The organism is Photorhabdus sp. RW14-46, from assembly GCF_963887965.1.
GTDB lineage: Bacteria > Pseudomonadota > Gammaproteobacteria > Enterobacterales > Enterobacteriaceae > Photorhabdus > Photorhabdus laumondii.
In genome coordinates this window covers 33,973-45,962 of the sequence record NZ_CAWPHH010000037.1, presented here as the reverse complement: position 1 = coordinate 45,962, position 11,990 = coordinate 33,973, and the positions used below count along the sequence as shown (strand labels likewise).

The 11,990-nt window shown below is 49.6% G+C and carries 2 protein-coding genes; one reads left to right on the top strand and one right to left on the bottom strand.

Annotated features, from left to right (window positions below; translation table 11 throughout):
- Nucleotides 1-604: 604 nt before the first annotated feature.
- Nucleotides 605-754 (bottom strand): hypothetical protein, encoded by a 150-nt coding sequence (locus AACQ38_RS20520; RefSeq protein WP_165578968.1) that lies wholly within the window; start codon nucleotides 752-754, stop codon nucleotides 605-607.
- 1,285 nt (nucleotides 755-2,039) lie between these two features.
- On the opposite strand from AACQ38_RS20520, the gene AACQ38_RS20515 reads away from it, so the two are divergent.
- The gene (locus AACQ38_RS20515) at nucleotides 2,040-11,990 is read left to right on the top strand and encodes a non-ribosomal peptide synthetase (RefSeq protein WP_165578967.1); all 9,951 of its coding nucleotides are present in this window, start codon (nucleotides 2,040-2,042) and stop codon (nucleotides 11,988-11,990) included.

Here is an 11,990-nt window from a genome sequence, read left to right as displayed (position 1 = left end):
AAAAACATTGTCTCAGATTTCCTCAGGCAAATCTTTACCGAATGCATTAATAGAAGAGCCTAAAGAATCAAATATCAGAAAAGGAAAAACGAGAAAATATTATATTTACAACAATTACTTTATGAAAACTATTCATTTCAATCAGTTTTTAACTTGCATTCGCATAATAATAACCATCTTATCAAAATATCGATTACTTATATTTCCATTAATCTTGGATTCACATAATAATTGTCATTCTCATTAAGAGAAAAATTTACAATGGATTTTGCTAAAACCCTACGTCTTAAAACACCCGAAAAAAGTATCCTTACAAGTAAAAATAAACCTTGACTTATAATTTCAATTGTATACTTTTAGTACATAACACTATGTTAAACTAAATTTCAAAGAAACAGGTTACTCACTATGGATGCTTTAGATGAATTTTACGAAAGAAATCCTTCAGCCAGAGGATACTTGGATAACAGTACCAAAGATACCGTCCAATACTTTATTTTCTGACATCGCTGCCCCCAAAAGCAGTGACGATTTATCAACAAGTTTTTTAAATGTTATGGGATGGTGCTTGGCATTCTGATCCTAAGTTAAAGAGTGATTAAGATTATAAATGGCTTTCCATAATACCGATACACCTATACCCGTCATCTTTCAAGTTGCTTCTTTGTTGGCTGCACTCACTCACCCCGGTCACATAGTTATCTATGCTCCCGGGGATTCGTTCCCTTGCCGCCGCGATGCATCTTGAAATCAATAGGGTATATACCCGTTATCTTTCAAGTTGCCTCTTTGTTGGCTGCACTCTTTCACCCCGGTCACATAGTTTTCTATGCTCCCGGGGATTCGTTCCCTTGCCGTCGCGATCTATCTTGAAATCCATTGGGTATATGCCTTTTGTTTTCTTTTTGAACAATATTGGTTCTGTAGCCTATCTCATTGATTCTACGGACCGCTTGGATGGAAAGGTTGTATGTCTTGGTACACAAGGGCTGGTTGGAAGTGGAACATAATTATGGAAACTTATTTAATTTGGGCGATAGTCAATATTATTGAGTAATATATAGATTACGTTGTGTATTATTATAAGGCAATGAAAAATTAAGTTATTTTAATTTTAAATTGTTTCTTTGTGGTTATTGATATAATAACGTTTGTATTTTTTTATGTTCTAATTATTACAGGATATATGTAATTAAGTTAAATATAATTTGTATTTGTTCATTTGTGGCATATTCATTAGCGGTATTGTCTTATTGTTGAAAAATAATTTTTTATGAATTATTTTTAGCTTGACGTTATATTTTGATATGATTGAATGTGCAGGATTATTTTATGCCTATTGAATAACTGTCTTTGAAATTAGTATGTCCTTTTATTATTGTAATGAAGACTATTTTATAGGTGATTGTCAAAGTAGTATTTTGATAATTAAATGTAAATTGGTCTATTTTATTTTTAAAATACTTAATTTGTTTTTGAAATCATTTTAATTAGGTATTAATTGAAAACAGATAAAGTTAAAGGTTATTTGGTCATTATGAATAATAAATGCAGTAAATGGTTAAGTTTTTAATTATGAAATTTAGGATCAGTCAACAAAAGTTGCAGTAAATTAATTGAGCTTATCTGAAAAATAGGAATAAAAATGGAATATTTCATTCTGTTATCAGGATAATTGGCATTGAAGATTGGCTAAGAGCCTATCTCAATAGGCGTAATTGTTGCAGGCCATTCTTATCAATGAACAGTGAACACGGACAGCGCGGAAAAACCGGAGCGTACACGTAGTACGTGAGGATTTTGAGCACTGCCCAGGTTCGCTCTTTATGGCAAAGAAGGGCAAATAAAATAGCCCTATTGAGATAGGCAGTAAGTAGCCGCTATTAATCGGGCAGTGGCATCCGGTATCTAAGTCTCTTGGATGGATAGCAGATGTGTCTATTTTTATTTTTGGGCAAGAAGTAGGAGAGAAACATTAGTGATGACTGTCGGGAGTGACGGTTCTCAAATTTCTAACAGATTCGTTGAGGTAGTAGTAGATGAAAAATAATATTGCTAAAGTGGGAAGTGCATTTAAAACTCAGACGTCAGAAAATATAACCGATGCAAATGATGTTTCACAACAAACTCGAAATACAAAGAATACCCTTCAAAGACTCACATCCAGTGAATTATTCTGGTATGAGCGTCTTGCTGCTTTTCAACCCCTCCAGTTACCTTTCGAAACCGCCGGAGACCAAACAGAACCTATATGGGCAATGAGCGCTTGGCAGCCTCCTCTGCCAAAAAATGGTGAAGAGGAGCCATTGCGAACGTTGTTGCAGACTTTTGTCATTTACCTTGCGCGTTTGACTCAGCAGACCGTATTCCAAATCGGTTGGAGCGTGGATAAGGTAAAAGATGAATCGGCAAATCTGGCACCGGTGGTGCCTATGGCCGTTGAGGTAGCGTTTGATAAGCCTTGGCGTGAGGTAGCTGGCTGGGTTGATGACGAGTTGTCCCGGTTGGTGCAGTACGGCACATTTAGTTGTGATCTCTTCTCTTGCTCTCCTTCATTGCATGCTATCCCGGCGTTGGCGACAAGCCGGCCGTGGCGAATCGCTGTCTCGTTGAGCAAGGGTGATAGGCCACGCGATCAAAAGGTATCCGGCGAATTGTTGACCTTCCAGATAAATGCACAGGGGGGGTTTCGTTGGATCTACGATGAAAACCGCCTGTGCACGGAAGTCGTTTTACGGATGAGCGAGCACTTACAGGTGCTGGCAGCCTCGAAAAGGATGGGGGATGAAATTCCCATTGGGCAGCTTAATTTGTTGCCAGAGGCCGAGCGAACATTGTTACTGGAAACTTGGAACGCGACTGAAACCCCCTATCCTGATCCGTTATGTATTCATCAGCTATTTGAGCAACAGGTAGAGCAAACTCCGGAGGCCACGGCGTTAGAGTATCAAGGGCAGCGCCTCAGTTATGCCGAGTTAAATGCTGACGCTAACCGGCTGGCGCACCAGTTGATTGCACTGGGTGTCGTACCGGACCAGCGGGTAGCGATTTGTGTGGCACGCTCCCCGGCGATGGTGGTGGCGCTGCTGGCGGTGCTGAAAGCGGGTGGGGCTTATGTGCCGCTGGATTCAACCTACCCGGCGGAACGTCAGGCGTATATCCTAAATGATACTGTCCCGTCAGTGGTATTGGCTGATGCGACCGGGCGGGCCGCGTTGGGTGATGTCGCGCTAGCCGGGTTGACCGTGCTTGACCCGAATATCCTACCTGACCAACCGGACAGCAATCCCTTAGTGACGGCATTGACACCACAGCATCTGGCCTATGTGATTTACACCTCCGGTTCAACCGGGCAGCCGAAAGGGGTGATGATAGAACATCAGGCGATTTATCAACGTCATCTGGGCTTTAACGACACTTATGCCGTCACTGAGCAAGATCGGGTGTTGCAATTTGCCGCTTTTGCGTTTGATGTTTCAGTCGAGGAATTTTTCTCGGTATTGTGTAACGGGGCCACACTGGTTATCCGGGATGATAGCTGGCTAGCTTCGGTACGGGAATTTATTGCTTTAATCCGGCAACATCGTATCACGATCGTTTCTCTGCCGACCTTATTCTGGTCTGAACTGGCGGCCAGAGATCCCGAGCTACCGCTGCCGGATTGCCTCCGACTCGTCATGATTGGTGGTGAGGCGGTAAAAAAGAACGCCGTTCAGGACTGGTTTATGCAGGAAGGCTACCGGCCCCGGTTGTTGAATGGTTATGGCCCGACGGAAAATACCGTGACAGTGACTTATAAGGAGATATTATCCCCGGAAGATGCCCGTTCTATCGGCCGGCCGGTTAAAAATTCCCGCATCTATCTGTTGGACAGAGAGGGGCAACCGGTTCCATTGGGTGGCATTGGCGAAATGTACATTGGTGGCGTGGGTGTGGCGCGGGGTTATCTGAACCGACCTGCATTGAGCGCGGAACGTTTTTTACCGGACCCCTTTAGTCTGGAACCCGATGCGCGGATGTATCGCTCCGGGGATTTGGCCCGTTTTCTGCCGGACGGTGAGCTGGAATTCTTGGGCCGTAACGATGAGCAAGTTAAGATCCGTGGCTTCCGGGTTGAGTTGGGGGAAATTGAAACCCGTTTGGTGGAACACCCGGCGGTACACGAGGCGGCGGTGCTGGTACTGGATGACGGGCAGCACAAACGGCTGGTCGCCTATGTGGCGGCACAAGCGCACGAGAGATTGGCCGCTGATTTGCGTGAATATTTGAGTGCGATTTTACCTGACTATATGATCCCGGTCGCTTTTGTGTGTCTGGATACCTTCCCGCAGACGCCGAGCGGTAAGCTAGATCGCCGGGCATTACCGGCACTGCGGGAAGAAGATTTTGCCCATCAGATTTATGAAGCACCGCAAGGGGAGGCTGAGATCGCTCTGGCGGCTATCTGGCGTGAATTATTGGGCATTGAGCAGATAAGCCGGCATGACAGTTTCTTTGCATTGGGCGGCCATTCGTTGCTTGCGGTACGTATGATTGAACGCCTGCGTCACTTGGGGTTGACATTAACAGCGCGTGATCTATTCCAGTCGCCGGTGCTGTCAGCGCTGGCTCAAGCATTGGGACAGCACCAAGCTGTGATAATACCGCCTAACATGATCACTCCCACCACCACGGCGTTAACGCCGGAGATGTTGCCGCTGATTGATCTGACTCAGACTGATATTGATCGCATCGTGGAGCGGGTGCCGGGTGGGATGAGCAATATTCAGGATATCTATGCGTTGTCGCCGTTGCAGGACGGTATTCTGTTCCACCACCTGTTGGAACAGGAAGGCGACCCGTATCTGTTACACTATCCGGTGGTCTTTGCTAACCGATCTTTGCTGGACCGTTATCTGGCGGCGGTGCAACAGGCGATTGATCGCCATGACACCTTACGGACGGCTTTTATTTGGCAAGGATTATCAGCTCCGGCACAAGTGGTCTTGCGCCGGGCACAGTTGCCCGTGACGGAACTGACGCTAGACCCGGCTGACGGCCCAGTCATTGACCAGTTAACCCGGCGTTTTGATCCGAGTCAGTATCGTCTTGATCTGGGGCAGGTTCCGTTATTGCATTTTGTTGTCGCTCAGGAAACGGACGGTCGTTGGTTTTTACTGGAAGTGCAGCATCACCTGATTGGCGACCATGAAACAATGGAAGTGATGCATCGTGAAGTGCGGGCCTATTTTGCCGGGCAGGAAGAGCACCTGCCTACGCCAGCCCCTTTCCGCAATCTAGTGGCTCAGTCCCGGCTGGGGGTGAGTCAGGAAGCACATACCCGCTTCTTTACCGACATGTTGGCGGAGGTGGATGAGCCAACGTTGCCATTCGGGCTGGCGGAGGTGCATCGTGACGGATCTCGCATGACGGAATCCCACCGGATGTTGACCACCACGTTAAATGATCGCCTGCGCAGTCAGGCCCGGCGTTTGGGTGTCAGTTTGGCAGCGTTGTGTCATCTGGCTTGGGCGCAGGTGCTGTCGCATACCAGCGGGCAAGAGAAAGTGGTGTTTGGCACCGTCCTGTTTGGGCGTATGGCGGCGGGGGAAGGGGCAGACAATGGCATGGGGTTGTTTATGAATACCTTGCCGTTGCGACTGGATATTGACGAGACCCCGGTAGAGGATAGCGTACGGGCGGTACATCTGCGATTGGCTGAATTGCTGGAGCATGAGCATGCTTCACTGGCGTTGGCCCAGCGGTGCAGTGGGATACAGGGTGAAACCCCACTCTTTAGCGCCCTGTTCAACTATCGCCACAATGAGCAACCGGCGGCGTTGGATGAGACGATGGCCGGGATTGAATTCTTGGGTGAACAGGAACGGACTAACTATCCATTTGGGTTGTCAGTGGAGGATGGGGGGGCTTCGTTGGGGCTGACCGCTCAGGTGGTACAACCGTTTGAACCCGATCGGCTATGCGGTTATATGCAACAGGCGCTGGAAAGTCTGGTGGAAGCGCTTGAACAGACCCCGGAGACGCCAGTACGTGTGCTGAACGTCCTGCCTGAAACGGAGCGCACACTGTTACTGGAAACCTTAAATGCCACGGAAACCCCCTATCCTGACCCATTATGTATTCACCAACTGTTTGAACAACAGGTAGAGAAAACCCCGGAAGCGACTGCGTTAGTCTATGAAGGGCAAACGCTCAGTTATGCCGAATTAAATGCGCGTGCCAACCGCTTTGCCCACCAACTGATGGCATTGGGCGTCACACCGGATCAGCAGGTGGCGATTTGCATGGCACGTTCACCGGCGGTAGTGGTGGCTTTGTTGGCGGTGCTGAAAGCTGGCGGGGCTTATGTGCCGCTGGATCCGACTTATCCGGGAGAACGTCTGGCGTATATCCTGAATGATACCGCTCCGTCAGTGGTATTGGTTGATGAAGCTGGTCGGGCGGCGCTGGGTGAACAGGCACTGGCTGGGCTGACGGTACTTGACTCGAATATCCTACCAGACCAGCCGGACAGTAACCCGCAGGTAGCCGAACTGACACCACAACATCTGGCTTATGTTATCTATACCTCCGGTTCAACCGGGCAGCCGAAAGGGGTGATGATAGAACATCAGGCGCTGTATCAACGTCATCTGGGTTTTAATGAGACCTATGCAGTCACCGCGCAAGACCGGCTGTTACAATTTGCCTCTTTTGCGTTTGATGTTTCAGTCGAGGAATGTTGTTTGTCATTGTGTAATGGTGCCACGTTAGTGATGCGTGATGAGCGTTGGTTAACCTCTATGCAGGAATTTATTGCCTTAGCCGGGCAAAACCGTATCACAGTGATGTCTCTGCCGGCGTTATTTTGGTCCGAACTGGTTGCCAGAGACAATGGATTACCGTTACCAGATTGCCTCAGACTCATCATCATTGGGGGTGAGGCAGTGAAAAAGAGCGCTGTTCAGGATTGGTTTACGCGGGAGCTCCACCGACCTCGACTGCTGAACGCTTATGGCCCGACGGAAAATACCGTGACGGCGACTTGTAAGGAGATATTATTCCTGACAGATGATCGTTCTATCGGGCGGCCGGTTAAAAATACCTGTATTTACCTGCTGGACAAATACGGTCAACCCGTTCCATTAGGCTGCGTTGGCGAAATGTATATTGGCGGCGTGGGTGTGGCACGGAATTATCTTAACCAGCCGGAATTGAGTGCTGAACGTTTTATAGCCGATCCCTTTAGTCCGATAGCCGGTGCGCGCATGTATCGCACGGGAGATTTGGCCCGCTACTTGCCGGATGGTGAGCTGGAATTCTTGGGCCGTAACGACGAACAGGTAAAAATTCGAGGCTTCCGGATCGAACTGGGGGAGATTGAAACTCGGTTGATGGAACACCCTGCGGTACAAGAGGCGGCGGTGCTGGCATTGGATGACGGGCAGCACAAACGGCTGGTCGCCTATGTGGCAGCGCAAGCGCATGAGAGATTGGCTGCTGATTTACGTGAATACTTGAGTACGATTTTACCTGACTATATGGTACCGGTTGCCTTTGTACGTCTGGATACCTTCCCGCAGACCCCGAACGGCAAGCTAGATCGCCGGGCATTACCAGCACCGCGGGAGGAAGATTTTGCCCGTCAAGTCTATGAAGCGCCGCAAGGGGAAGCTGAGATAGCTTTAGCGGCCATCTGGAGTGAGTTATTGGGTATTGAGCAGATTAGCCGGCATGACAGCTTCTTTGTGTTGGGCGGCCATTCACTGCTCGCGGTACGCATGATTGAACGCTTGCGTCGCTTGGGGTTAACACTGGCGGCGCGAGATCTGTTCCAATTTCCGGTGCTGTCAGACTTGGCTCAAACAGTGGGACAGCATCAGGTTGTAGTGGTGCCGCCTAACGTCATCACGTCAGCCACTACGGCGCTGACGCCGGAAATGTTGCCGCTGATTGATCTGACTCAGACTGATATTGATCGCATTGTCGGGCAGGTGCCGGGTGGAGTCGCTAATATTCAGGATATCTATGCCTTGTCTCCGTTGCAGGACGGTATCCTGTTCCATCACCTGTTGGAACAAGAAGGCGATCCGTATCTGTTGCTCTATCCGGTGATCTTTGAGAATCGCTCTTTATTGGACCGTTATCTGGCGGCGGTGCAACAGGCGATTGATCGCCATGACATCTTACGTACGGCTTTTATCTGGGAAGGATTATCCGTTCCGGCGCAGGTGGTCTGGCGTCAGGCGCGGTTGCCTGTGACGGAATTGACGCTAGACCCGGCGGACGGTCCAGTCATTGACCAGTTAACCCGGCGTTTTGATCCGGGGCATTATCGTCTTAATTTAAGTCAGGCACCGCTACTGCATTTTGTCATCACTCAGGAAACCGATGGACGCTGGTTCTTACTGGAATTGCAGCATCACTTGATTGGTGACCATGAAACGCTGGAAGTGATGCACCGTGAAGTGCAGGCCTATTTTACCGGGCAGGGGGATAGCCTGCCGGCACCGGTGCCTTTCCGCAATCTGGTGGCCCAGACCCGGTTGAAGGGGGATCAGGCGGCACATACCCGTTTCTTTACCGACATGTTGGCGGCGGTGGATGAGCCAACATTCCCATTCGGACTGACGGAGGTGCATCGTGACGGCTCTCAAATGAGGGAGTTTCACCGGATGTTGGCACCTGAGCTGAATGATCGGCTGCGTAGTCAGGCTCGGCATTTGGGTGTCAGTTTGGCGGCGTTGTGTCATCTGGCTTGGGCACAAGTGTTGTCGCATACCAGTGGTCAGGAGAAAGTGGTGTTTGGCACCGTCCTATTTGGGCGCATGGAAGCGGGAGAAGGGGCGGACAATGGTATGGGGTTGTTTATGAATACCTTGCCGTTGCGACTGGATATCGATGAGACCCCGGTAGAGGATAGCGTGCGTGCGGTACATCTGCGACTGGCCGGGTTGCTGGAGCATGAGCATGCCTCACTGGCGCTGGCCCAGCGGTGCAGTGGTATTGCCAGCGGTACGCCACTCTTTAGCGCTCTGTTCAACTATCGACACAATGCTTTATCGGCCACGTCGGATGACGTCATCAGTGGTATTGAATTTCTGGATGGACAGGAACGAACGAACTACCCATTTGGGCTGTCGATAGAGGATGGGGGTTCCACGTTGGGGCTGACCGCTCTGGTGGTGCAGCCGTTTGAGCCAGAGAGACTATGCGATTATATGCAGCAGGCGCTGGAAAGTCTGGTGGAAGCGCTTGAACAGGCCCCGGAGACGCCGGTACGTATGCTGAACGTCCTGCCTGAAACGGAACGGACATTGCTACTGGAAACCTTTAATGCTACTGAGACCCCGTATCCTGATCCATTATGTATTCACCAACTGTTTGAGCAGCAGGTAAAGAAAACCCCGGAAGCGACCGCATTAGTCTATGAAGAGCAGACTCTCAGTTATGCCGAATTAAATGCTCGCGCCAACCGCCTTGCCCATCAATTGATCGCATTGGGCGTCATACCGGATCAGCGGGTGGCGATTTGCATGGCACGCTCACCGGCGATAGTGGTGGCTTTGTTGGCGGTGCTAAAAGCCGGTGGCGCTTATGTGCCGCTGGATCCGACTTATCCGGGAGAACGTTTGGCGTATATTCTGGATGATACGGCTCCGTCAGTGGTATTGGTTGATGAAGCTGGCCGGGCGGCGCTTGGCGAAGAAGCGCTCACCGGATTGACCGTACTTACGCTGAATACCCTGCCAGATCAACCGGACAGCAATCCTTTGGTGGCTGCATTGACACCACAGCATCTGGCCTATGTGATTTACACTTCCGGTTCAACCGGGCAGCCGAAAGGGGTGATGATAGAACATCAGGCGCTGTATCAACGTCATCTGGGTTTTAATGAGACCTATGCGGTGACTGCGCAAGACCGGCTGTTACAATTTGCCTCTTTTGCGTTTGATGTTTCAGTAGAAGAGTGCTGCTTGTCATTGTGTAATGGTGCCACATTGGTCATGCGTGATGATCGCTGGCTGACTTCTATGCAGGAATTTATTGCCTTAGCTTGGCAGAACCGTATCACAGTGATGTCTCTGCCGGCGTTATTTTGGTCTGAACTGATTGCCAGAGACAATACACTACCGCTGCCGGATTGTCTCAGGTTCATCATTATTGGGGGTGAAGCGGTTAAAAAGAGCGCTATTCAGGATTGGTTTGCGCGGGAAACCCACCGACCTAGACTGTTGAACGCCTATGGTCCGACGGAAAATACCGTGACGGCGACCTGTCAGGAGATATTATCCCCGGCTGATGATAGTTCTATCGGTCAGCCGCTTAAAAATACCTGCGTCTACCTACTGGACAGAGACGGTCAACCTGTCCCATTAGGCTGCGTTGGCGAAATGTATATTGGTGGCGTCGGGGTTGCACGGGGCTATCTTAACCAGCCGGAATTGAGCGCAGAACGTTTTATAGCTGATCCCTTTAGTCCGGTATCCGGTGCGCGGATGTATCGCACCGGGGATTTGGCCCGTTACTTGCCAGATGGCAATCTGGAATTCCTGGGTCGTAACGACGAGCAGGTTAAAATTCGAGGCTTCCGGATTGAACTGGGGGAGATTGAAATCCGGTTGTTGGAATACCCAGCGGTGCAAGAGACGGCGGTGTTGGTGTGGGAGGATGGCCGGGACAAGCATTTGGTCGCCTATGTGGTAGCGGAAGCGAATGAAGGTCTGACCGCCAGTTTGCGTGCGCATCTGAGTGCTATTTTGCCGGATTATATGGTGCCGTCAGCTTTTGTGCGTCTGGATACCTTCCCGCAAACCCCGAACGGCAAGCTAGATCGCCGGGCATTAGCCGCGCCGAGGGAGGAAGATTTTTCTCGTCAGGTCTATGAAGCGCCGCAAGGCGAGACAGAAACCACATTGGCGGCGATTTGGTGTGAGCTATTGGGTGTTGAGCAGGTTAGTCGACATGACAACTTCTTCGTATTAGGCGGCCATTCACTGCTCGCTATGCGAATGACGAATATTGCCGTGGGTCGAGGGATGGTTTGCACGTTGAATACCTTGTTCCAATTCCCGGTGCTGGCTGAGCTGGCCGCAAAAATCACCTCGGATTTACTGTCTCAACCGCAAAACAGCGCCATATTGGTACGACCTGATGGAACAAGGTTGCCGCTGTTCTTTGTTCCCAGTGGTATGGGTGACTACTCCTATGCTTTCGGGCTGGCTCAGCATATTTCGTCGGGCTACCCGATTTATGCGCTGCCTTGGCCGTCCATCAGCGAAGAACCGATGTTAACGGTGGAAGAGCAGGCTGCCAGAATGATCGCGTTGATGAAAGCAGTTCAACCGGCAGGTCCATATCGGATAGGGGGCTACTCTTCCGGTGGCATATTGGCTTACGCTATTGCTCAACAGCTTTTGAGTGCTGGCGAACGGGTTAATTTCCTGGGGCTGATTGACACGCTCGCTCCTCATTGTTTTGATGGACAGAGTTTTGGTGGACAGAGCTTTGGTCAGCAGATAGCGCAACCCAAACATCAATTTTTTGCTGAACTGGTCAGGCAATTAGGGGAAGAACATTCTGAAGAGATTGCGGCATTGTATCAACGAATCGATGAATTGAATTTAGTGCAATTTATTGCCGCGGCGCAGGAGCTGGCGTTATATCCCGTCAATCTGAGTGCTGACTTAATGGCAAAGCGTTGGGAACAGATAGAGCATTATGATCAAATCGTCAGAGATTATGAGCCACCAGCCTTAGCGGTAACGTTGCATCAGTTTTATGCGGTGGAACCTTACCCGCCTATTTCTTTTGTGGCGGATGAAGAGTCGGAGCCTTTAAATATCGATCCATCCTTAGGTTGGGAGCAAATAATAGCTGATACTTCGCTTAAACTCATTGCTATTCCGGGAGACCACTTTAGTTTATTGGAAGATAATGAGAATAAAATTGCTTTATCTCAGGCTTTAAATATGGCGCTGGCAATCAGTGATGAAGGGGAGGTGGTGTAA